16 protein-coding genes are annotated in these 24,842 nt (G+C 47.7%); 4 read left to right on the top strand and 12 right to left on the bottom strand.

Translation table 11 applies throughout. The annotated features are described in order from the left end of the window. Positions 1–1,193: 1,193 nt before the first annotated feature. The gene (gene purL, locus DYH48_RS05020; protein ID WP_115334202.1) at positions 1,194–5,075 is read right to left on the bottom strand and encodes a phosphoribosylformylglycinamidine synthase; all 3,882 of its coding nucleotides are present in this window, start codon (positions 5,073–5,075) and stop codon (positions 1,194–1,196) included. A 280-nt stretch (positions 5,076–5,355) separates the two neighbouring features. Between purL and mltF the strand changes: the two genes are divergently transcribed. Next, positions 5,356–6,786: a membrane-bound lytic murein transglycosylase MltF gene (mltF, locus tag DYH48_RS05015; protein WP_006082473.1), complete on the top strand. Its 1,431-nt coding sequence runs from the start codon at positions 5,356–5,358 to the stop codon at positions 6,784–6,786. A 445-nt stretch (positions 6,787–7,231) separates the two neighbouring features. On the opposite strand, the gene tadA is transcribed toward mltF, so the two are convergent. From tadA to guaB, 3 genes are all read right to left on the bottom strand, one after another. Further along, positions 7,232–7,759, bottom strand: a complete 528-nt coding sequence (gene tadA / locus DYH48_RS05010; protein WP_012197403.1) for a tRNA adenosine(34) deaminase TadA — start codon at positions 7,757–7,759, stop codon at positions 7,232–7,234. 152 nt (positions 7,760–7,911) lie between these two features. Continuing rightward, on the bottom strand, positions 7,912–9,489 hold the full coding sequence (gene guaA, locus DYH48_RS05005) for a glutamine-hydrolyzing GMP synthase (RefSeq protein ID WP_115334201.1): 1,578 nt from the start codon (positions 9,487–9,489) through the stop codon (positions 7,912–7,914). A gap of 120 nt (positions 9,490–9,609) precedes the next feature. Then, entirely contained in the window at positions 9,610–11,076 is a 1,467-nt protein-coding gene (gene guaB / locus DYH48_RS05000; protein ID WP_006085677.1) for an IMP dehydrogenase, read from the bottom strand. 120 nt (positions 11,077–11,196) lie between these two features. Here guaB and xseA point away from each other — a divergent pair, with 120 nt between their 5' ends. Beyond that, positions 11,197–12,543 carry an exodeoxyribonuclease VII large subunit gene (gene xseA, locus DYH48_RS04995; RefSeq protein WP_115334200.1) on the top strand — a complete coding sequence of 449 codons (1,347 nt, stop codon included), beginning with the start codon at positions 11,197–11,199 and terminating at the stop codon, positions 12,541–12,543. A 122-nt stretch (positions 12,544–12,665) separates the two neighbouring features. Here the strand turns inward: xseA and der are convergent, their stop codons facing one another. The 8 genes from der to rlmN all read right to left on the bottom strand — a co-directional run bounded on the left by der (position 12,666) and on the right by rlmN (position 21,670). Continuing rightward, entirely contained in the window at positions 12,666–14,132 is a 1,467-nt protein-coding gene (der, locus tag DYH48_RS04990; protein ID WP_006082478.1) for a ribosome biogenesis GTPase Der, read from the bottom strand. A gap of 79 nt (positions 14,133–14,211) precedes the next feature. Beyond that, a complete protein-coding gene (gene bamB, locus DYH48_RS04985) occupies positions 14,212–15,399 on the bottom strand; it encodes an outer membrane protein assembly factor BamB (protein ID WP_006082479.1) in 1,188 nt (395 codons plus the stop codon). Between the two features lie 11 nt (positions 15,400–15,410). After that, entirely contained in the window at positions 15,411–16,031 is a 621-nt protein-coding gene (locus DYH48_RS04980) for a tetratricopeptide repeat protein (RefSeq protein ID WP_107402303.1), read from the bottom strand. Between the two features lie 24 nt (positions 16,032–16,055). Then, positions 16,056–17,336, bottom strand: coding sequence for a histidine--tRNA ligase (gene hisS / locus DYH48_RS04975; RefSeq protein WP_115334199.1), 1,281 nt, complete (start codon positions 17,334–17,336; stop codon positions 16,056–16,058). 145 nt (positions 17,337–17,481) lie between these two features. Then, positions 17,482–18,597, bottom strand: coding sequence for a flavodoxin-dependent (E)-4-hydroxy-3-methylbut-2-enyl-diphosphate synthase (gene ispG / locus DYH48_RS04970; RefSeq protein ID WP_006082482.1), 1,116 nt, complete (start codon positions 18,595–18,597; stop codon positions 17,482–17,484). Between the two features lie 48 nt (positions 18,598–18,645). Beyond that, the gene (locus tag DYH48_RS04965) at positions 18,646–19,731 is read right to left on the bottom strand and encodes a RodZ domain-containing protein (RefSeq protein ID WP_115334198.1); all 1,086 of its coding nucleotides are present in this window, start codon (positions 19,729–19,731) and stop codon (positions 18,646–18,648) included. Then, on the bottom strand, positions 19,728–20,516 hold the full coding sequence (gene pilW / locus DYH48_RS04960) for a type IV pilus biogenesis/stability protein PilW (protein WP_006082484.1): 789 nt from the start codon (positions 20,514–20,516) through the stop codon (positions 19,728–19,730). Before pilW ends, DYH48_RS04965 begins: the two co-directional genes overlap by 4 nt. 32 nt (positions 20,517–20,548) lie before the next feature. After that, positions 20,549–21,670 carry a dual-specificity RNA methyltransferase RlmN gene (gene rlmN / locus DYH48_RS04955; RefSeq protein WP_006082485.1) on the bottom strand — a complete coding sequence of 374 codons (1,122 nt, stop codon included), beginning with the start codon at positions 21,668–21,670 and terminating at the stop codon, positions 20,549–20,551. A 150-nt stretch (positions 21,671–21,820) separates the two neighbouring features. Between rlmN and DYH48_RS04950 the strand changes: the two genes are divergently transcribed. After that, on the top strand, positions 21,821–22,912 hold the full coding sequence (locus DYH48_RS04950) for a CNNM domain-containing protein (protein WP_006082486.1): 1,092 nt from the start codon (positions 21,821–21,823) through the stop codon (positions 22,910–22,912). Between the two features lie 144 nt (positions 22,913–23,056). Further along, positions 23,057–24,802 (top strand): bifunctional metallophosphatase/5'-nucleotidase, encoded by a 1,746-nt coding sequence (locus tag DYH48_RS04945; protein ID WP_115334197.1) that lies wholly within the window; start codon positions 23,057–23,059, stop codon positions 24,800–24,802. Positions 24,803–24,842: the final 40 nt, after the last annotated feature.

Here is a 24,842-nt window from a genome sequence, read left to right as displayed (position 1 = left end):
GAGTTTTCATTTTGTGTTTATATCTGAACATCAGTATAAACCGTTAAATTTAATCTTTTGCATTAGTTCGAAGCAGCAAGGGCTAAAAAGTACCAATATCCGTCGCATATTGAGACGCGAGTCACACTATCGCAAGTAACTGAGACCGACACCTTACCACTCAATCAATCAAATGATCTCATCGATATAAATATCAGATAGTTAAGATATTTATTCGTTTTCATTTGTGGCTATTTTATACCACCTCGCTTTGATGCAAATCAATCAAACTCAGTGGTTTAGGTGGGTTTTGCGGTGAGGCACACACTTCCCCATTGAGAGGGATTGACAACTACATAAAACAGGAGTAGTGAGCAAGCGTTAATTAATATAAACCCCTACTTTTATTGATTAGCCGCCACAAATCAGCTCCAGCCACCAAAAAACTAACAAACAAATAATGTTGCAACAAATTAACTAAAAAAACTTAAAAATATTTTTAGCGTAAATTAATTTAAAACCTTTAAAATCAACAGTTAAATACATATATTGAAATGGCGATATAAAAACAGCATTAAAATTCATTAGTTTTAATAATGAATAATTGTATTTTTTCTCGTTTGAGAAGCTTATCAGAGTTGTTTAATATATGTCCTGTGTTAAGGAGACAATTTGGTAGAACTGGTGTCGTAGCCCAGTCAATGCCAACTTCGCGCACATAGGTATTAACTTTTGGTGTGGAGATATCGATATGACTAAATTATTTGAACGTGTGGTTAACAGCTACAAGCGTGTTTTTGTTGAACTTTATACAGCTAATGAGCTGAAATAATTCCCCGAATTACTCGTGAAATTTATTGCATTAATTTGAAGTTTTGTTAGCGCAAAACGAGCCCCCCTCTCCTTGAGAGTGGGGGCTTTTTCTATTCTAAAGCCACAAAATCTGCCTTCAACTCTAGAACCCCATAAAACGTCACTCTCAGTATCAAGTACGCAACATACCTATTAATAGGTATTTACCGTAAAAAGATGCTGTTTTATCACTTTGGTCCATTAGATTATTTGCAACAAGTGTTAATGATTTGAAATGCAAGATATTTCATAAAAGTGCATTTTAAATATAAAAAAAGGAGCGAAATTATCGCTCCTTTTTTACGATTAACTAAACCCGTTTTTACCCTTCAAAACTGGTAAAAGCCGCTGAGTTTACTCGCTTAACCTAAGGTCACTCGCGCATTACGGAACATACGCATCCAAGGGCTATCTTCACCCCAAACATCCGGATGCCAAGAGTTCGCTACAGTCCTGAACACACGTTCTGGGTGTGGCATCATCAACGTCACGCGGCCATCAGTCGTACAAATCCCCGTCAAGCCATTTGGCGAGCCATTCGGATTTTGTGGATACTGAGTCGCGATATCACCCTTACCATTGACAAAACGCAGGGCAATTGTGCCTGACGCTTCGGCAATCGCCAGCGCTTCAGGGCTGGCAAACTCAGCCAAACCTTCACCGTGCGATACAGCGATAGGCATACGCGAACCAGCCATACCTTGGAAGAATAACGACGGGCTCTGTTGCACTTCAACTAAGCTGAAACGCGCTTCAAAACGCTCTGAGCGGTTACGCACAAAACGTGGCCAATGTTCGCTTCCTGGAATGATTTCTTTCAGGTTTGACAGCATTTGACAGCCGTTACACACGCCGAGGGCAAAGCTTGAATCACGTTCAAAGAAACGTGAAAACTCATCGCGTGCACGGTCATTAAACAGAATCGACTTAGCCCAACCTTCACCTGCGCCTAATACGTCACCATAAGAGAAACCACCACAGGCCACTAGACCTTGGAAATCCTCTAGGCTGATACGGCCAGATAAAATGTCAGACATGTGCACGTCGCGGCTTTCAAATCCAGCACGGTCAAAGGCAGCGGCCATTTCCACGTGGGAGTTAACGCCCTGCTCACGCAAAATCGCCATCTTAGGCGCAGCGCCTTTAAGAATATAAGGCGCGGCAACGTCAGTGCTTGGATCGAAGCATAAGTTAACCGTTAAGCCCAAATCGGTTTCGTCTTGCTTAAGTTTGAACTCTTCCAGTGCACACGCTGGGTTATCACGCATGGCTTGCATACGATAAGTGGTTTCTGACCACAAGGTACGCAGCGCAACACGGGTATCACTGAAAATTTCACGCGCGCCATCTTTAATGGTGATGCGTTGATCGTCAGCTAACGTCCCGATCACGTGGCAAGGTACGCCCGCGATTGCAAACTGAGCGGCAATTTTCGCAGCGTTGTCGCGGCTTACTTGCAGCACAGCGCCGAGCTCTTCATTAAAGAGTCGCTCTAAATCCGTGCCCTGCAAATCTTCTACATCTATGTCTAAGCCAGTATTACCCGCAAAGGCCATTTCCACTAAGGTGGTAAATAAACCACCGTCGCTTCGGTCGTGGTAAGCGATAACGGATTTCTTAGCCACTAGATTTTGCATGGTTTCAAAGAAACCGCGCAGCAGTGCAGCATCATCAAGATCCGGCGCAATATCACCCAGCTCACCAAACACTTGGGCTAAACAAGAACCGCCTAAACGATTTTTACCCGCACCGAGATCCACTAACAGTAAAGACGTTTCGCCTTTATCTGTGCGAAGCTCTGGCGTCACTGTATTACGAATGTCTTGTACCACGCCAAAAGCAGTAATCACCAATGACATTGGCGACGTCACGGTTTTATCCGCGCCATCTTGCTGCCATGCGGTCTTCATCGACATAGAGTCTTTACCGACCGGAATGGTTAGGCTGAGCTCTGGACACAGTTCTTCACCTACGGCTTTCACCGCTTCATAAAGACCCGCATCTTCACCGGGGTGACCCGCAGCAGACATCCAGTTAGCAGAAAGCTTGATACGCTTAAATGAACCGATATCGGCACCGGCGATGTTCATGATTGATTCAGCCACTGCCATACGGGCAGATGCGCCAAAATCAAGCAGAGCCAGCGGTGTACGCTCGCCCAGTGACATTGCTTCACCGGCGTAGGTATCAAAGCTTGCCGCAGTGACAGCGCAATCGGCCACAGGCACTTGCCATGGACCGACCATTTGGTCACGGTTAACTAAACCCGTTACAGTGCGGTCGCCAATGGTGATAAGGAAGGTTTTATCCGCAACTGTAGGCAAGCTCAGCACGCGTTTAACCGCTTCTTTAACATCAATATTATCTTGCGCTAGCGCTGGAGATACCGCTTTGGCTGATACCACATCGCGGCTCATCTTAGGCGCTTTGCCTAATAAGACTTCGAGCGGTAAATCGATAGGATTATTATCGAAATGGCTGTCGCTAAGGGTCAGGTGTTTCTCCGCCGTCGCTTCACCCACAACCGCAAACGGTGCGCGCTCGCGCTCACAAATGGCAGTAAATAGTTCGAGGTTTTCAGGGGCAACTGACATCACATAACGTTCTTGTGATTCGTTACACCAGATTTCCAGCGGGCTCATGCCTGGCTCATCTGAAGGCACGTTACGCAGATTAAATAAACCGCCGCGCTCGCCGTCATTCACAAGTTCAGGGAAAGCGTTCGACAAACCGCCCGCGCCCACATCGTGGATAAATTGGATAGGGTTTTTATCGCCAAGCTGCCAACAGCGGTCAATCACTTCCTGACAACGACGTTCCATTTCTGGGTTTTCACGTTGCACTGAAGCAAAGTCGAGATCTTCACTCGATTGACCCGATGCCATAGATGAAGCAGCGCCGCCGCCCAAACCAATGTTCATCGCAGGGCCACCCAGCACAATCAGCTTAGCGCCGACGGTGATTTCGCCCTTCTGTACATGCTCTTCACGAATGTTGCCCAAACCACCGGCTAACATAATCGGCTTATGGTAACCACGGACTTCTACGCCGTTATGGCTGCTGACTTCCTGCTCGTAGGTACGGAAATAACCGACCAGCGCAGGACGACCAAACTCGTTGTTAAATGCCGCACCGCCCAGTGGGCCTTCGGTCATGATATCGAGCGCGCTAACGATACGATCTGGCTTACCGTAGTTACCTTCCCATGGTTGAACAAAACCCGGGATTTTTAAATTTGATACGCTAAAGCCCGTTAAACCTGCTTTAGGTTTAGAACCACGACCCGTCGCGCCTTCATCACGGATTTCACCACCTGAACCGGTTGCAGCGCCAGGATAGGGGCTGATGGCGGTTGGATGGTTGTGGGTTTCCACTTTCATCAGGATGTGCATAGGTTCAGTGTGGTAGTTGTACACCCCATCTGGATCGGGGAAGAAACGACCGGCTACCGAGCCTTCCATCACAGCGGCGTTATCTTTGTAGGCAGATAACACGTGATCTGGTGTGGTTTCAAAGGTGTTCTTGATCATTTTGAACAATGACTTAGGCTGAACTTCACCGTCAATTGTCCAATCTGCGTTAAAAATCTTATGACGACAATGCTCAGAGTTCGCTTGAGCAAACATCATCAATTCGATGTCATGGGGATTACGGCCTAAACGGACGAAGTTTTCGACTAAATAGTCGATTTCATCTTCGGCTAAGGCAAGGCCCAATGCTGTGTTAGCCACTTCAAGTGCGCGGCGACCTTCGGCAAGAATATTGACGCTCTTAAACGGCGCAGGTTCAGTGCGTTTGAATAACACATCGGCTTTGGCAAAATCATCAAGCATGATTTCAACCATGCGATCGTGCAACAGCACATTTAAGGCTTGTTGCTGCGCCACTGTCAGTGCATCTGACTCGACATAATACGCAACGCCTCGCTCCAAACGCTTCACTTTACCAAGGCCACAATTGTGCGCGATGTCAGTGGCTTTTGAAGACCAAGGAGAAATAGTACCGGGGCGAGGAGTGACAAACAGGAGTGAACCTTGGGGGATATGAGCTTCTATCGCAGGTCCATAGGTGAGAATTTTTTCAAGTTGCTGGCGTTCATTTGTATCAAGCAACTCGCTCAAATCCGCTAAATGGACATACTCAGCATAGATTTGGCGTACCGGAAGCGCAGCGTTTTCGCAGGCCTCCATCAGCTTTTGCACCCTAAACGTCGAGAGTGCAGGGGCTCCGCGGATGATCTCCATCACGTCTATTCACCTTATTATTTATTATTGCAGGGGTCAGAGGTGGCGCTATTATAAGGAAATGTCTGCCACAAATCACCTGTGACCTTACGCAAAACAGTGTTTCCTGTGATATAAAAAACGCGACCATTTTAAGTCGCCATTTTCCCCCACGAATGATTTTTTTACGTTATCGCAGACAAACGGATATAATCCCACCAATGTCGGCCAGTTCACCACGCATGCCCCACTGTTAACTCGCTATCTATAATATTGATTTTATTTACTATAAGCACATTTAATGACACGATTCCTGTTCGCTCTTATCTTAGGTTTCTTACTGACTGCCTGTCAGCAGGTGACCGTGGACGAAACAGAATTCGTGCCGAAGAAATTAACTGAGTTAAGAGTCGGCACACTTTACGGCCCACAGATTTATATGACATCGGGCCAAGGTGATAGCGGTTTCGATTACGATATGGCGGTACTGTTCGCCGAATACTTAGATGTGCCCTTAAAAATGGTGCCCTACACTAACCGCACCGAGCTGTACGAAGCCCTTAAAAAGAATGAAATCGACCTGATTGCTGCGGGCATGACAGAAACACCCGCAAGGCGAGAACAGTTCCGCCTAGGACCGCCGCTGTACCGCGTTAATCAAGTATTGGTGTATCGCGAAGGCATGCCAGCGCCCAAAGACATCAGCGACTTAAAAGGTAAGATCACTGTCATCGCTGACTCTTCCTTTGTCGAGACATTAACTCAATTGCAAAAGCATTATCCGACGCTGGTGTGGGATCAAATTACCGACAAAGACAGTGAAGAATTGCTGGCCATGATCGCGAATAAAGAAATTGACTACACTATCGCCGACTCCAGCAGCGTACAAATCAACCGCCGCTACTTGCCCGATCTGCGTTCAGGCCCCGTACTTGAAGAAAAGCTCGATGTGGTCTGGCTATTGCCGCCGACCCGCAGTGATGAACTCATGAGTCAGTTACTGGCCTTTTGGCACCAAGAAAAACTGGCCGGCACGCTCGATCATCTCAACGAGAAATACTTTGGTCATGTGAAACGCTTCGATTATGTCGATACTCGGGCATTTATTCGCGCCATCGAAACCGTCTTGCCCCGCTATCGTCAGTTATTTGAAACCCATGCGGGCAATTTAGATTGGCGTAAGCTTGCGGCGACTAGCTATCAAGAGTCTCATTGGAATCCCCATGCCCGATCGGCAACGGGGGTACGCGGCATGATGATGTTGACTCAACCTACAGCAAAAGAAATTGGCATCACCAACCGTTTGGATGCGGAAGAAAGCATCCGCGGCGGCGCGGCTTATTTGAACGATATGATCAATCGTCTGCCGGAATCCATTCCCGAGAGTCAACGCATGTGGTTTGCACTGGCGTCCTACAACATAGGGTATGCCCATGTTGAAGATGCGCGAAAGCTGGCCGAATCGATGGAATTAAATCCAAATGCGTGGCGAGATTTAAAGAAAGTGCTGCCACTGCTGCAAAAACGTAAGTACTATCAAAAAACCCGCTACGGCTATGCCCGTGGCAGTGAAGCCGTCCATTACGTCGACAGTATTCGCCGCTACTACGACACATTAGTCTGGGTGGATAATCAGTCGAAACAGCAAAACCCCGAAGAAGAACCGAGCGATCTTGCGTCGGAAGAACCCGCCATTCCCGCTGGAACATTAAGCCCAGAACAACCTAAGTAATCTGCATTGCCTGAGCCAAGCGTTAGAGCTAGGTTTCTAGACAATGATGAATAGAACCAGCTTCTAGATCTAAGCTCAGTGATCTCAGTGAGCTTAGGTTTAGAAGCTAGAGCTAGAGTCAAAACTAGATCCAAGCTGGCTTAACTGGGCTGGATCCAACTCAGGTTTACGATTAAAACATCACTTAGTTCAGCTTATCTGACCAGTGCTATTGCTGCACTCAAGTGCAACTGCTACTGTCTTGGGGTTATGACCTGCGATACATCTCTGCAGGGCATCGATAATAACAATGAATGGGGTCAATATGAGAAGAAAAACCATCAGCAATACTGTCGCGCGTCGTCGTACTTTACTCAAAGTTCGCCATCGTCGTATTTTGAATCGTCAGAAACTGTTCTTTACTTTTATTCAGTCTCAGGATTAATCCTGTCGCTTTTACCGCTGTTTACTCAATCGCTTGCTGCGCCTTTTGAGCCTGTTTCAGGGCTTTTTTCTCCTTTCTACGCCGTTTAAAAAAACGACTCAATTGCGCGCTACAGGCGTCGGCCAATACACCCGATGTCACTTCAACTTGATGATTAAATGCCGGGTGTTGCAGTAAATTCACTACAGTCCCCGCTGCACCGGTTTTTTCATCCCGAGCACCAAAAACCACCCGCGCGATCCGGCTGTGCACCATGGCACCTGCACACATAGCACAAGGTTCAAGCGTGACATATAAAGTCGCGTCTAACAGGCGATAGTTTTCGACCAAACGCCCCGCTTCCCGTAAACATAAAATTTCCGCATGGGCGCTAGGATCGTGCTGACTAATGGATAAATTGTAACCGGTCGCAATTTGCTGGCCGTCTTTGACCAATACCGCCCCCACAGGCACTTCGCCCTCAGCTTCGGCTTTCTCGGCCATCAGCATCGCGACTTGCATCCATTGCTCGTCTTGCTGCGATTGTTCATTTTGCTGCGTTTGATCCACTCATGCCCTCTACCGATTAGCCAAAAAATAATGCCGGATTATATCAGTCAAACACAGATATTTCACGTTTGAGTCATTCAACTTAAATTAATCTATCAAACAACAAAAAAGGCGCACTAGGCGCCTTTTAATCGTTAATTCAAATAATTAACTTATTCCCATTCGATCGTCGCTGGCGGCTTGCCAGAGATATCGTAAACCACGCGGGAAATGCCATCGACTTCGTTGATGATGCGGTTTGATACGCGACCTAAGAAATCATACGGCAAATGTGCCCAATGGGCAGTCATAAAATCAACGGTTTCAACAGCGCGAAGTGACACAACCCAATCATATTTACGGCCATCACCCATAACACCGACTGAGCGTACAGGTAAGAACACGGTAAAGGCTTGGCTGACTTTATTGTACAGGTCAGCTTTATGCAGTTCTTCGATGAAGATAGCATCGGCGCGGCGCAATAAGTCACAGTATTCTTTCTTCACTTCACCTAAAACACGCACACCAAGACCTGGTCCTGGGAACGGGTGACGATAAAGCATGTTGTATGGCAGACCTAACTCTAAACCAATTTTGCGCACTTCATCTTTGAACAGTTCGCGCAGTGGCTCAACTAAACCCAGTTCCATATCGTCAGGCAAACCGCCAACGTTATGGTGCGACTTGATCACATGTGCTTTACCTGTGGCGCTGCCAGCAGATTCAATCACGTCAGGATAAATCGTGCCTTGCGCTAGCCATTTTGCATTAGCGCATTTTTTCGATTCTTCATCGAAAATTTCCACGAATACGCGGCCGATGATCTTACGCTTAGCTTCTGGATCGGCTTCGCCTTTCATCGCATCGAGGAAGCGATTTTCCGCATCAACATGAATGATATTCAGGCCGAAATGATCGCCAAACATTTCCATCACTTGCTCGGCTTCGTTCAAACGCAATAAACCGTTATCAACGAATACGCAGGTCAGTTTTTTGCCGATAGCGCGGTGCAGCAACATAGCCACAACCGAAGAATCGACACCGCCCGAAAGCCCTAAAATCACTTCATCATCGCCGATTTGCTTCTTCAAGCGCTCAATCGCATCTTCGATGATAGAGGAAGGTTTCCAGTTAGCCGCACAACCACAAATGTCTAAGGTAAAGTGCGATAACATCCGCATGCCTTGGCGAGTGTGGGTCACTTCTGGGTGGAACTGTACGCCGAAGAATTGCTTCTCTTCGTTTGCCATAGCGGCAAAGGGACAAGTATCCGTTTTAGCGACCGCCACAAACCCTTCAGGAATGGCCGACACTTTATCGCCGTGGCTCATCCATACGTCGAGTAAGGGTTTACCTTCGCTGCTAACCGCATCTTCGATGCCTTTGAATAGCAAGGAATCTGTTAGCATTTCAATTTGAGCGTAGCCGAATTCACCTTCGCCCACACCTTGGATCACTTTACCACCCAGCTGCTCAGACATGGTTTGCATGCCGTAGCAAATGCCCAGTACAGGCACACCCGCAGTAAATACGTATTCAGGCGCACGCGGCGAGTTTTCAGCCGTTACACTTTCAGGTCCGCCAGCAAGAATAATACCGTTCGGGGCAAATTCGCGGATTTGGGCTTCTGTTACGTCCCAAGCCCATAATTCACAGTACACACCGATTTCACGGATACGACGGGCAATCAGTTGAGTGTACTGAGATCCAAAATCGAGGATCAGTATCTTGTGCTCATGAATATCGCTCATGGGTAACCTTTATCTCATCTATTGTTTTAACATTGCTCAACGCGGCGAGAGCCAGCCTTGAGTATTGGATCACACGCTTTACAAAGGGGCGGCTTATTGCCGCCCCCTCTTATCAAACGATTAAGAACCTGAACGGTAGTTCGGTGCTTCTTTAGTGATAGTAACATCGTGCACATGGGACTCGCCCATGCCTGCTGAAGTCACTTTCACAAATTGGGCTTTTTCATTCAGTTCTAGAATGGTGGCACAACCCGTTAAGCCCATGCATGAACGCAGACCGCCCATATGTTGATGGATGATTTCCTTCAACTTGCCTTTGTAAGGCACGCGCGCTTCAACACCTTCTGGGACTAACTTATCGGCAGCATTATCGGATTGGAAATAACGGTCAGAAGATCCTTGAGACATAGCGCCTAAAGAACCCATGCCGCGATATGACTTGTATGCACGGCCTTGATAAAGTTCAGTTTCGCCTGGCGCTTCCTCAGTTCCCGCAAACATTGAGCCCGCCATGATGCAAGATGCACCCGCGGCTAATGCTTTGGCTAAGTCACCAGAGAAACGAATACCACCATCGGCAATAACAGGAATACCTAGGCTCTTCATGGCTGCGGCAGCATCTGAAACGGCTGTGATTTGTGGCACGCCAACACCAGTTACGATACGAGTCGTACAGATAGAACCAGGGCCAATGCCCACTTTAACTGCGTTAACGCCCGCTTCGACCAGCGCTAATGCGCCTTCAGCCGTGGCAACGTTACCGCCGATAATTTGCAAATCAGGATGTTTTGCGCGAGTTTCACGAATGCGCTGTAAAACGCCTTCTGAATGTCCGTGGGAAGAATCGATAAGTAATACGTCAACGCCAGCTTTAACGAGTGCGTCAACTCGCTCTTCGTTACCTGCGCCCGCACCAACTGCAGCGCCAACACGTAAACGGCCTAACTCATCTTTACAGGCGTTAGGTTTACGTTCGGCTTTCTCGAAGTCTTTAACTGTGATGAGGCCTTTCAGCTTATAGTTATCATCAACCACAAGCACTTTTTCGATACGGTGTGAGTGCATCAACTTTTGCACTTCATCTAATTTAGTGCCTTCGGCAACTGTGACTAAACGCGCTTTAGGCGTCATCACTTCCTCTACCGTTTTGCTCCAATCCGTCACGAAACGTACGTCACGGCCAGTAATGATACCGACCAGCTCGTTTGCTTCGTTAACCACGGGATAACCCGCAAAACCATTCTTCAGTGTTAACACTTTCAGATCGGCTAAGGTCGTTGATGGTGTCACAGTTACAGGTTGTTGAACCACGCCCGCTTCGTAAATTTTTACTTTACGAACTTCTTCGGCTTGTTTTTCAATGCTCATGTTTTTATGAATAAAGCCTAAGCCGCCTTCCTGCGCCATAGCGATCGCAAGACGAGCTTCGGTAACTGTGTCCATAGCGGCAGACACAAGTGGGATATTCAATTCTATGGTATTGGTCAGGCGAGTTTTAAGAATGGCGGTATTTGGGAGTACAGTCGAATGCGCAGGAACAAGCAACACATCGTCAAAAGTAAGCGCTTCTTTAATTAAACGTAGCATATGCAACATCTCCCCAGTTGAGTAGGATTTAGAGGTGAAATATTGCGGCGGGATTATACCTTGCATATCGGCACTGGTAAATGGAAAATAGCAAATATCCCCATTTAATTGAGTAATTCGATGCAAGGCACCAAAAACAATATTTATACTGTCTCGCGGCTCAATGGTGAAGTCAGACAAATTCTCGAGGGACAACTGGGTAAAATTTGGCTCAATGGCGAAATATCCAACTTTTCCTCCCCCAGCTCAGGTCATTGGTATCTCACCTTAAAAGACCACTCTTCCCAGATCCGTTGCGCCATGTTTAAAGGCCGTAACCAAACGGTCAGCTTTAAGCCCATCAATGGTCAGCAAGTGTTAGTCAAAGGCGCGATCAGCGTGTATGAACCCAGAGGCGACTATCAATTATTAATTGACTCCATGCTGCCCGCAGGGGATGGATTACTCGCCCAGCAGTTCGATGCGCTCAAAATGAAGCTCGCCGCCGATGGATTATTCGCCGCCGACACCAAAAGACCATTGCCGAAAAATATCCAACGTATTGGCGTTATTACTTCGCCAACCGGCGCAGCGATTCGCGATGTTCTACACGTACTCGCAAGGCGCGACCCTTCAATTGAAGTCATTATCTATCCGACTCAAGTTCAAGGCGAAACTGCAGCGCAGAGTATTTGTCAGGCAATCAATATCGCCAACCAGCGTTTAGAGGTCGACGTATTACTGCTTACCCGTGGCGGCGGTTCGCTTGAAGATTTGTGGTGTTTTAACAGCGAAGCCCTCGCCCACACAATTTATAACAGCGCCCTGCCCGTAGTCAGCGCCGTCGGCCACGAAGTCGACACCACCATCAGTGATTACGTTGCTGATATTCGCGCCCCAACACCGTCTGCAGGTGCCGAGTTGTTATCCCAAGATAGCGACAATAAGGCGCAAAAACTCGCAACAGCCTTATCGCGCCTGCAACAAAGTGCGAAACATTATCAACTTAAGCAAGAAAGACGGCTCAGTTTGCTTGAGCACAGACTACAGCGCCAAGATCCCAAACGCACCTTGCAACAGTTCGAGCAAAGATTCGATGAGATGCAATTAAGACTGGAGTCGGCGCTGTCGAATCGCTTGCACATACTCAGCCGCCGTCAGCAGTTGCTCGCAAGTCGCCTTGAACAGCAATCTCCCAAGCATAAGCTCACCATTGAGGGTAACCGCCTAAGTTATCTTGCGAGTCGCTTACAGGATGCATTACAGGACAAACTGAGCCAAAGTGAGCAACGGATAAAATACGCGGCCCATCAACTCGAAACCGTCAGTCCGCTTGCTACCTTGAGCCGTGGTTACAGCATCACCACTGACATCCACAATCAAGTGGTCGACTCCACGGATAAACTGACAATCGGTGATAGCCTGCAAACCCGCTTGCGCCATGGACAAGTAATATCAACCGTCACTCAGATCAAGCCGCTCGAATAAATCTATATGACGCAGAAATAATCTAACCAAGGCTGGCATAGTTTAAGTAAGGCTGAAATAGTCTTAAAACACAAAAGGAACCCTAAGGTTCCTTTTGTTTCAAATGTGTCTGGTAAAAAACACTATTTGGTTTTTCTGTCTTTGATATGGCTTTGTGCGCGCTTGCGGCGACGCTCTTGGCTCATAGTCAACTTCTCAGTCTTGTTTTCAAATGGGTTATCACCCTCTTGGAAACGTAGCTGGATTGGTGTGCCCACCACTTTCAATGAACGACGGAAGTAGTTCATCATGTAGCGCTTATACGAGTCTGGCAGTCTACTCACTTGGTTACCGTGAATGACCACGATTGGCGGATTATAACCACCGGCGTGAGCGTATTTAAGCTTCACTCGGCGACCATTCACTAATGGCGGCTGGTGATCGTCCTGCGACATTTGCATGATACGTGTCAGCATAGAAGTACTGACGCGGCGCGTAGCACTGTCGTAGGCTTCTTCAATCGATTCAAATAAATGGCCAACACCGGTACCGTGCAGCGCCGAAATAAAGTGAATACGGGCAAAGTCGATAAAACCAAGACGACGGTCAAGCTCGCTCTTAACGCGATCTTTAATACCTTGGTCGATACCATCCCACTTGTTGACGGCAATAACTAAAGCGCGACCCGCATTGAGTGCGAAACCTAACAGACCTAAATCTTGCTCGGCGATACCTTCACGGGCATCGATGATAAGTAACACCACGTTAGCATCTTCAACCGCTTTCAAGGTTTTGATCACTGAGAATTTCTCAATGACTTGATGTACTTTACTGCGACGACGAACACCCGCGGTATCAATAATCACGTACTCGCGACCTTCACGTTCCATTGGAATGTAAATACTGTCACGGGTCGTGCCGGGTTCATCAAATACCACAACGCGCTCTTCACCTAGAATACGGTTAGTCAGGGTTGACTTACCGACGTTAGGTTTACCGATGATCGCCAGCTTGATAGGCAAATCTTGCAGACGCTTTTGCTCAGCTTCCGCTTCTTCTTCGGTATATTCACGCTCTTCAGTAACTTCGTCTTCGCCTTGACGCACAATGCCCATCGCTTCGGCATAAGGAGTCAGCGCGTATTCAATCATGTTGGTCACGCCGCGTCCTTGAGACGCCGCCATTTGGTAAACTTCACCTAGACCTAAAGACCAAAACTCAGCACAGGCCGAATCGGCATCGATACCGTCTACTTTGTTCGCAACCACGAAAGTGGTTTTTTCACGGCTACGTAAGTGCTGTGCAATCGACAGATCCGCAGCGGTTAAACCCGCGCGCGCATCGGTCATAAATAGAACAACATCGGCTTCTTCAATGGCGGCAAGGGATTGCTCAGCCATTTTCGTCTCGATCCCTTCTTCAGTGCCATCGATACCGCCGGTATCGACCACAATGAACTCATAGCCGGATAAGAATGCTCGACCATATTTACGGTCACGTGTTAGGCCAGGAAAGTCAGCAACCAGCGCATCACGCGTGCGCGTAAGGCGATTAAATAGGGTGGATTTACCGACGTTCGGCCGACCAACAAGGGCCACTACAGGGATCATGATTTTGCCTCTAAAAAACTTTTCAATAAAAAGCCCCCGGAACACACTTCCAGGGGCTCTACAAGGATAACACTTTTAACTATGGAAGTGTTACAACAGCTAACTTTCCACTGCGACCTTGAACATAGATTTTATCGTCAACCACTAATGGCTGGCTGTATAATCCAGAGCTGTCCACTTGGACACGACCCACAATCGTCCCTGTACTGCGATCGATGAAGTGTAAATAACCTTCGAAATCACCCACAACTAAATAGTCTTTATACACAGCTGGTGACGTCAGAGTGCGGTTAGCTAACTCTGAGTTGCTCCACAGTTCTAGACCGTTACGTTTATCAACTGAGTAGATACGGCTGTGATCGTCAACGACGAACAAACTTAAGCCCGCTGATGCTAACTCGTTAAAGCTAGAATACTTACGTGTCCACACAACTCGACCCGTGCGCAGTTCCATCGACACTAAGTTACCGTTGTAGCTCACCGCATATAAGTTGTCGCCAAGGATCAGCGGCGTCATATCCACGTCGGCCATACGCGTAAACTCATTACCGCCCGTTGGATTGTAAATTGCCTGTTCCCATGCAGCTTGACCATTGTTTTTAATCACAACAGCCACTTTGCCATCGGCAGTACCGATGAAGAAACCGCCCGCTTCATAAGCTGCAGAACCTGTACCGCGCAGGGTCAGATTCGGCAATTGCATTTCATACACCCATAACTTAGCGCCAGTATCGACGTTAAAGGCTTCGAGTGAACCTGAGCTGGTGCTGACAACCACGACGTCATCGGCAACCGTTGGTGCTGATAATAATTCTCCGCCCGCAATCACATGCCATAACACTTGGCCATCTTCGGCGTTCAGCGCAGCTAACAGGCCGCTTTCACCACCTAAAAAGACTTTATTACGCGCAGCAGTCACGCCGGCGGCAATACGCGCACCTTTGTTTTTTGCTAACGCGTTATCACGAAATTCTTCGCTGAAATCTTTAGTCCAAACGCGCTCGCCAGTCGCTTCATCAAACGCGGTGACTTCGCCATAACGATCGGCAGCAAAGATTTTTCCATAACGGACTGCGGGAGCGAGGCGAGAATAATAATCACCCACACCATCACCGACAGAGGCGCTCCAACTTACTTCAGGGAACACTGTCGCCTGAATGGCAGTTAACTCACTGACAGGCTCGTCTTCAACATCGCTCGACGAACAGGCGGATAACATGGCCAGACTTAATCCGGCGGCTAGCAGGTTTTTGCACCAAGACTTCATCAAGGGATCCCTTATGCCTGATTTAGGCTATCAAGTTTGATTTTAAGCGCTGGGCTTGTCACCACACCACCATTGTCCATGGCAGCTTGATAAGCTGTTTTCGCTTTCTCAACTTCACCTTGACGTACTAAGAAATCACCTTTTAATTCATCGCGCTGGGCGAAGAAGGCTTTATCTGTGACTTGATCTAAGGTCGCCAGAGCGGCGTCAATTTGACCTTGTTCGGCTTGGATTCGGGCTACACGTAAAGTTGCAATCACATCTAAACCAGCACCTGGCTTAGCCGCGATAACCTTGTTCAAGGCTTCGATTGCTTTAGGGTAATCCTTGGCTTCTACCGCCGTTTTAGCCACGATCAGTTCTAACAACGCCTGATAGCCCTTTTGATCATGACTTTTAGAAAACTCGGCGACGCCCGCAAGCATTGCAGCTTCGTCGCTTGATTTAGTGGTCAACTCGTGGAAGGCTTTTGAGGCTTCTTCCGCTTGGGCCACTTTAACGTCAGAATAATAATTCCACGCATACAGGCCGCCTAAACCGACGACGGCACCGATTAAAATTGAATTTCCGTAATCTTTCCAGAACTGCTTGATAGCATCAACTTGTTGTTCTTCTGTGCTATAAATTTCCACGCGCACGTCCCCTTATATGATCTATTACTTAATGGCCAGTTCAGCTAAAAATGCGCCTAAGGCACTTCGAGCTACCCGTTGTTGTTCGATGTCATTGCGTAAATGTTTAACCGTCACCATACCTTCGGCAAGTTCATCTTCGCCTATCAGTAACGCCACACTCGCACCGCTTTTGTCGGCACGTTTCATTTGTTTCTTCACGTTGCCGCCACCGCAGTGACTCATCACTTTAAGGTTTGGCAGCGCGCTGCGTAATTCCTGCGCAATTTTAATCGCTTCAACCAGACAGCTATCGCCCATGACAGTGACATACACATCCACTTCTGACGGAATATCTTTGTTCAGCTCTAAGGTTTCAAGCAGCAAGACAATGCGCTCTAAGCCCATAGCGAAACCCACCGCTGGGGTATCTTTACCGCCTAATTGGGCAACTAAGCCATCGTAGCGACCACCCGCAAGTACTGTACCTTGCGAGCCTAAACTCGATGTAACCCATTCAAATACAGTGCGATTGTAATAATCTAAACCACGAACAAGGCGCGGATTAATGGTGTATTTGATACCCACTGCGTCAAGTAGTTCACGCAATTGTGAAAAATGTGTCTTCGATTCTTCACCGAGGAAATCCATCAACTCAGGTGCACCAGCCAAAATAGCTTGGACATTTTGGTCTTTTGAATCCAATACTCGCAGCGGATTGCTGTACATGCGACGCTTGCTGTCTTCATCGAGCGCATCTTTATGCTGCTCTAAAAACGCAATCAAGGCATCACGGTAAACCGCGCGCTCAGCAGGATCGCCTAAGGTGTTCAGCTCTAACGATACGTGATCGCTAATACCGAGTTTTTCCCACAGGCGGGCTGATAGCATCAAGACTTCAGCATCAATATCCGCCGTGCCTATGCCATAGACTTCCACGCCAAATTGGTTAAATTGGCGATAACGGCCTTTTTGTGGACGCTCGTGGCGGAACATAGGACCCATATACCAAAGACGTTGTTCTTGGTTATACAGCAGACCGTTTTCGTTACCCGCACGCACTGTCGATGCCGTACCTTCTGGGCGCAGCGTTAAGCTATCACCGTTATTATCTGCGAAGGTATACATTTCTTTTTCAACAATATCAGTCACTTCACCGATAGAGCGTTTAAAGAGATCGGTATTTTCCACTATTGGAGTGCGGATTTCGCTGTAACCGTAAGCACTGACGCTCGAACGTAGTACCGCTTCCACTTTTTGCCATAGAGGACTTTGAGTTGGCAGAATGTCATTCATTCCGCGAATCGCTTGGATCTGTTTTGCCACTGTATCGACTCGTCCGATTTAGCTAAATTAATAAAAAATGTCACGCATTATAGGCTTTTGAACGTAAAACGTAAAACGACCCCGTCGGTTTCGGGGCCTAGCTCAAAATCATTAGGCGTAATCTATGCCCAAATGCAGATGCATATTACTCAGTTGTGTCTTTTATTTGAATCCGGTTCGCCATTTGACTGGCCTTAGCGCGAATTTTCGCTTCGAGGGAATCGACAATGTTGTCGTTATCAAAACGTTCTTTTTGACGTTCGCCCTCGTCGTAATATCCGCTCTTATTGTGTCCGCCGGTTAAACCGATATGCGACACTAAGGCTTCGCCAGGACCGTTCACTACGCAGCCGATAATAGACACATCCATGGCGGTAGTCACGTCTTCGAGGCGACGTTCTAACTCATTGACTGTGCTTATCACATCAAACTCTTGACGGGAGCAAGATGGGCAGGCGATGAAGTTAATCCCGCGGCTACGGATACGCAGCGATTTTAAAATGTCAAAACCGACTTTGATTTCTTCGACGGGATCGGCGGCAAGGGAAATTCGCAGGGTATCACCGATACCTTCAGCCAATAACATGCCTAAACCCACTGCCGATTTAACTGAACCTGCGCGTGCGCCGCCCGCTTCGGTAATACCCAAATGCAACGGCTGACGAATTTGCTTTGCCAATAAACGATAGGATTCAACCGCTAAAAACACGTCGGAGGCTTTCACGCTGACCTTGAATTGGTCGAAGTTCAATCTATCAAGAATATCCACATGGCGCATGGCTGATTCGAGCAATGCTTGTGGCGTGGGCTCTTTGTACTTGTCCATCAGATCTTTCTCTAATGAACCGCCATTCACCCCAATACGGATGGGAATATTGTGGTCACGGGCGCATTCAACCACGCTGCGAATACGCTCTTCATTGCCAATGTTACCCGGATTAATACGCAAGCAATCGACACCATACTCAGCAACTTTTAAGGCAATGCGATAATCGAAATGGATGTCGGCCACTAAAGGCACGTTGACCGCTTGCTTAATGAGTTTAAAAGCTTCAGCCGCATCCATAGTCGGTACTGAGACACGTACTATGTCGGCACCGACTTTTTCCAAGGCACGAATTTGAGCGATAGTCGCTTCAACGTCTGTGGTCTTAGTATTGGTCATTGACTGAACGGCAATCGGCGCCCCATCACCAATCGGTACATTACCCACATAGATGCGGGTGGAAGGACGTCTTTTTATGGGAGTTTCATTATACATGCTTAATACGCTCTATTTCGGTACGTGCTGCAGATCATTACGCGGTCGTTAGGCTCTCGGCAAGGTTAAACGTGCGACACGTCCCTTGGGGAAATCCGCTAAGCTAACCATTTGACCATCTAAGCTTAAGGTCGCCACATGGGGCGCCCCTAAAATAATTTTAAACGGTGGCACACCGCTCACTTGTACTGCAGCGCCGGCGCCTTTCACACCATCGACTAAGGCTTTGCCTTTAGCATCGACAATGTTTATCCAGCAATCACCGGTTAACTGGACATCAATAATTGATTGTCCAGCAACAGCGACCAGAGTGTTGACTGAGGTGGCTGGCGATGTTGAGGCAGGTGAAGGCGTTGCGGTGGCAACTGGCTGTTGAGCTACAGGTTGTTGAACTACAGTTTGTTGAGCTACGGGAGCAGCCGTTTGCGGCGCTGTGGTGGCCGCGATAGCTGAGCCACCATCTTCATTGCTCGTATCCGTCGTTTGAGGATAATTGTTGTCAGTAGGCCCTGTGCTCACATCGATAGTGCTGGCATCAGTATCTTTAATCGGACCATCGATTGACATAGAGCCGTTAGCCGCTATTTCAGTCAATTGCTGGCTGGCATCAGTTTCGGTCAATAGCACGTCACCGGGCAGCGTTTGATTCACCGCAGCGACCTCTTCGGCCGTAGGCTGTGACACATCGATAGTGCTTAACAAGGTCGTTTTTTGCATCCACCAGACGACTAACGAGCCGAGTAACACAATAACGATAAAAATACTCAGCCAAGTTAAACGTGTATCGCTAGCTTGGTAAGTCGTCTTACGTGAAAAGCTTTGCATCGCTGGCTCAGTCACCACCGGCACTTGCCGCACTAAACACGCTTCAATCAAGCCCGCATCGGCACTGACCATGCGAGCATAGTTTTTCACATAGCCACGAACATAAGTGGATGAAGCTATATTGGTAAAATTGTCAGCTTCAATGTCTTCAATAATGCGAGGACGTAGATGCAGTTTAACCGCCGCATCTTGAATGCTAAGGCCCATTTTTTCGCGGGCGTCTTTTAATAAGGTTCCAAGCGTTACATCTAGCGCGACTGATTGCGGAGCTACCGACTCAACTGGCGCATTGGTTTCATGATCTTTCATTGATGCAAATTAACTCTGTATTGCTTGGCCTGAGGTGATGCTGGGAATTTGGCAAGCAATAAAATACCAAATCTCTTCACAGCGGCATCATCATTCACTGCCTGCTCTATTTTGATTCCGAGCGCTAAACTTTCTGGAGTTTGCTCAGCCACTTGGTGATATCGCGCTAATTGGTTTCGCGCCTGAATAAAATCACCTTGGTCGACTTCTAACTCTGCCATCTCCAGCAATGACACCGATCTTCTCGGGTCATACTTTAACGCCATCTGAAAATACTGTCGTGCCTTTTCTGCTTGTCCTGCTTCACGGCTACAGAGACCTAAGTTCTCGTAGCTTGAGGCCGTTCGCGTATATTTAGGCATCTCGATTGCGGCCAAAAACATTTTTTCAGCTTTGTCGTATTGCTTTTGTTGACACAAAAACACCCCGAAATTATTCATGGAATCGCCAGAGGCGTCCTTGGTACTAATGGCATTCATGTACGACTCTTCGGTACGTACTAGATCGCCCACGGTTTGATAGTAATAAGCCAAAGCAGTATGCACATCTTCGAGCTCTGGAGCATATTCTAATGCTTTATCAAGATTGTATTTGGCTTGTTCCGAGTTACCTCGATTTAAATAGGTTAAGCCGAGCTGCAAACGCTCGCGCGCGGCGGCGACTTTGTCTAACTTTCGTTCCGAAACAGGAATATCTGTCCCAGTATAAGTACGCTCAGTGACGCACCCTGTCATCAATAATGACAGGGTTAAAATCAACGAAAACCTTGGCAATCCATGCTTCATGGGCAAGCCTATAAATCTGTGCAAACAAAGAGTTAATTCATTGTGACTGAAATCTGGTTTTCTTGCATGCGTTTTTTTGCTAAACGTTTCGTTCTATCGCGAATATCACCAGCTAACTGACCACAAGCAGCATCAATATCATCGCCACGGGTTTTACGCACGATCACTGTAAAACCGTACTCCATTAGCACCTTAGAAAAACGGTCGATACGTGAGTTAGACGAACGGCCGTAAGGCGAGCCAGGATACGGGTTAAATGGGATCAGATTTACCTTACAAGGTGTATCTTTCATCAACTTAGCTAACTCATGGGCTTGATCTGTGCTGTCGTTGATGTGATCTAGCATCACGTATTCAACCGTCACGCGGCCACGGTTTGCATTAGATTTAGCGATATAACGACGAATACCCGCTAAAAACTCATCCAGCGGATATTTTTTATTGATTGGGACCAGAATGTCACGCAGCTCATCATTTGGCGCATGGATACTGACGGCAAGTGCCACATCGATGGCATCGCCCAGTTTATCTAACGCTGGCACTACGCCTGATGTTGATAAGGTCACGCGGCGTTTTGACAAGCTAAAACCAAAATCATCGAGCATGATGTCCATCGCAGGGATCACATTAGCTAGGTTGAGCAATGGCTCGCCCATACCCATCATCACGACGTTAGTGATAGGACGCTCGCCCGTGTCTTTAGCAAAACCTAAAAAGTGCGATACACGCCAAATTTGGCCGACGATTTCAGAAACCGTTAAGTTACGGTTAAACCCTTGCTGACCCGTTGAGCAGAAAGTACATTCGAGGGCACAACCCACTTGGGATGAGACACACAAGGTCGCGCGGTCATCCTCAGGAATATAAACCGTTTCAACTTCTTGGCCTTGGCCAACGTTGATCGCGAATTTAATCGTCCCATCGGTCGATTTTTGGAAACTCGAAATTTCTGGCGCAACGATCTCGCAGCGTGCCGCCAATTTTTGACGTAACACTTTGTTGATGTTGGTCATCTCTTCGAAGTCACTGACACCGAAATGATATAGCCATTTCATGAGCTGATCGGCACGAAAGGGTTTCTCTCCCATGTCCGCAAATAATGCGCGCATCGCCTTACGATCAAGGTCTAATAAATTGATCTTCTTTTCACTCATATAGCTAACCTCAACACCAAAACCGGATCCTGTAACAGGGCGGCGAATTATACAGACGCAAATAAATTTTAGCCAGTAACTCAATTAACCTATGCTAGAATCTCCACGGGCTAATGTTGGCCTAAAATACGGAGTTGTAATTCCACCTATATGTTAACCCTCATCATTATAGTGCTTGTCGCTGTCGGAGTTTCTTTTCTGTGCAGTGTGTTCGAAGCTGTTCTGCTATCGGTTACCCCAAGTTATATCGCATCACTCGAACAAACTGACAGTGCCGCAGCCACGCGCTTGCGTAAACTGAAAGAAAATGTCGAAGCCCCTTTGGTGTCAATCCTTACGTTGAATACTATCGCCCATACCGTCGGCGCCGCCGTTGCGGGTGCGCAAGCAGCGAAAATATTTGGTGACGATATGTTGGGTGTTTTCTCGGGCGTATTGACCTTTATTATTCTGTTCTTCTCAGAAATCATTCCTAAATCATTGGGTGCCAACCATTGGCGTCGCCTCGCACCGAGCGTTTCTGTTGCCGTGATGTGGATGAAGCGTGTCACTAGACCGCTGATCTGGATGTCGCAGCAAGTCACTCGTTTGATGGGCAAAGGTGATGAAGGCCATTATATCCGCCAAGAAATGAGCGCGATGGCCAAAATCGGCCATGAATCCGGTGAGCTTGACGAGCAAGAGTCAAAAATTCTGACGCAAATGCTCAAGGTACGTGATATGCCCGTTACGGCAATTATGACTCCGCGCACTGTGATGTTCTCACTGCCAGTGGATCTGACTCAAAATGAGTTTGTGCGCCAATATCGCGACAAACCTTTTACCCGTATTCCCGTGTACGACCAAGATCATGATGATGTGATTGGTTACATTACCCGCACCGATGTGTTGCTGGCTGAGCGTTACACGCCAGAAGCGCCGATTGGTGAGCTTAAACGGAGTTTATTTGTGGTGCCTGAAACCGCAAAAATTCTGCCACTTTTTGAGCGTATGATTAAGCGTAACACCCAAATTGCTATGGTGGTCGACGAGTACGGCAGTAGCCAAGGTATCGTGACTCAAGAAGATATTATCGAATCTATGTTAGGATTAGAGATTGTCGATTTAAACGACCCCGCGACCGATATGCAGCAATTAGCACGTAAACTTTGGACTAAGCGCATGAAGCAAAAAGGCATTCGCCTATCCGATGACGGTGATTTTGAAGCCGCATCCGATGATGACGAAGCCAAATCCGGCTGAAGGCTAAGCAAGTTTAGTGCTTGTTAATATAAAGGGAGCCTAGCTCCCTTTATTCTTTTAGAATGCAAATGACTCAGAACCGTCTGAGCCTCGCATTTTGAGGTCGCTTGGGTATATACTCACCCGCCGTAATAGAGGTAAGTTATGACACAGGGTTACACACTCTCACTCGCGCACATCAATGACACCCATTCGAATTTTGAACCCAGCCGCGTCCAATTTAACCTTAACATCGGCCAGCATAAGCTTGATGTAACCAGCCATAGCGGTGGTTATGCCCGCATCGGCCATCACATCACTAAGGCACGTCAAGCCGCCGCACAAACCGATACGCCGTTTGTTTTCCTGCACGGTGGTGACAGCTTCCAAGGCACGCTTTATTTCAGCCATTTTAAAGGCAAGGCCAACGCCCACTTACTCAATCTGTTAGCGCCTGATGCTATGGTCATTGGCAACCACGATATCGATGAAGGTAACGCCAGACTTGCCGAGTTTGCTAAGCAGATTGATTTCCCATTGCTTGCGGGCAACATGGATTTAAGCCAAGAAGATCTCAACAAACCCGGTTGTCTGCGCGGGTTACCTAATATCTTGGATTATGATCACCAGCAAAAACGCGCGAAATACCTGCTTAAACCTTTCCACGGTAAGACGTTAGCCATTGTCGGCATTACCTTAGATCAAATGAAAGAGATCGCTCGCCCCGATCCTGACACTCATTTTGTCGATGCTATAGCCACAACCGCACGCACGGTTGAGCACCTTAAAAATCAAGGCATCAAACATATTATCGTGCTCAGCCACTTAGGCTTAGATCAGGATAAGCGCCTCGCGGCCGAAGTCGATGGTATTAGCCTGATCGTAGGCGGTCACACGCATACGCTACAGGGCGATTTTCGCGCCTTAGGTTTGAGCAACCTGCCCTACGGTGAAGTCATCAACAACACGCCGATAGTGCATGCGGGTAAATATGCCGAAGTCGTCGGCTTAGCCGAGATAACGTTTGATGCTGAAGGGAAAGTGCTGAATTTAAAGGGCGGCAACTATTTCATGCTGGATCAACACTTTATCTTAAGTGCTAACACAGCTGTCGATAATCAAGATTACCAAGCGGTGCGCCAACAGCTCAGTCAGCACCCGAATGTCCTTTGGGATGATGCCGATGCCGATATTGATGGCGTGATCCGAGACATCTACAAACCCGCCATCGCGGATATGGAGAACAAAGTCTTAGCACTGGTGCCAAAAAACTTAGTCCATACACGCCTGCCCTCTAAGGCCCTGCCCCACGGCAGTGAAATTGCGCCTTGGGTCAGTCGCAGCATGTTCCAAGAAGCTAAGCTTGTCGATCCTAGGGTGAACTTTGCCCTGCATAATGCCGGCGGTGTGCGCCAGTCGGTGGCCCAAGGCCAGTTGACGTTGGCGGATGTGATGGGGCAATTACTGCCCTTCGAATTGCCGCTGGTTAAGTATGAAATTCAAGGTCAATTCCTCTATCAAGCGCTCGAATCGGCGATTAACGCGGCGACCAACAACAGCGTCCGTGGCACAGGTGCGGGCAGTTTCCCTTACACCTACGGCTTACGGTATTACTACGATGGCCGCCGTCCACTGGGCGAACGTTTATTCAGATTAGAGATGATGCAGCCAGACAGTCACTCCCTTTGGTATCCAGTTGAACAAGAGTCACTGTATGTTGGAGTATCGACCTCTTACACTGCTGCGGGTAAGGAAGGCTATCATCCATTGCTGCAAGCTCGCTGGCAGGAGTCGATGGAGTCTCTGACGTTGCCACAGGCCTTTATTCGATTCTTAAATCGCTCACCGAATCTGTCTGATTTACTGTCGCAACACGTGCATTACACCAGCCACAGCCAACGTATGGGTTAAGTGCCGATGCTCCTCATGGCGTCAACATTGATGCAGTGAG

It is taken from the genome of Shewanella baltica (assembly GCF_900456975.1).
GTDB classification, from domain to species: domain Bacteria; phylum Pseudomonadota; class Gammaproteobacteria; order Enterobacterales; family Shewanellaceae; genus Shewanella; species Shewanella baltica.
The sequence above is the reverse complement of the archived record's forward strand: the minus strand, read 5'-3'. Positions and strand labels throughout refer to the sequence as shown.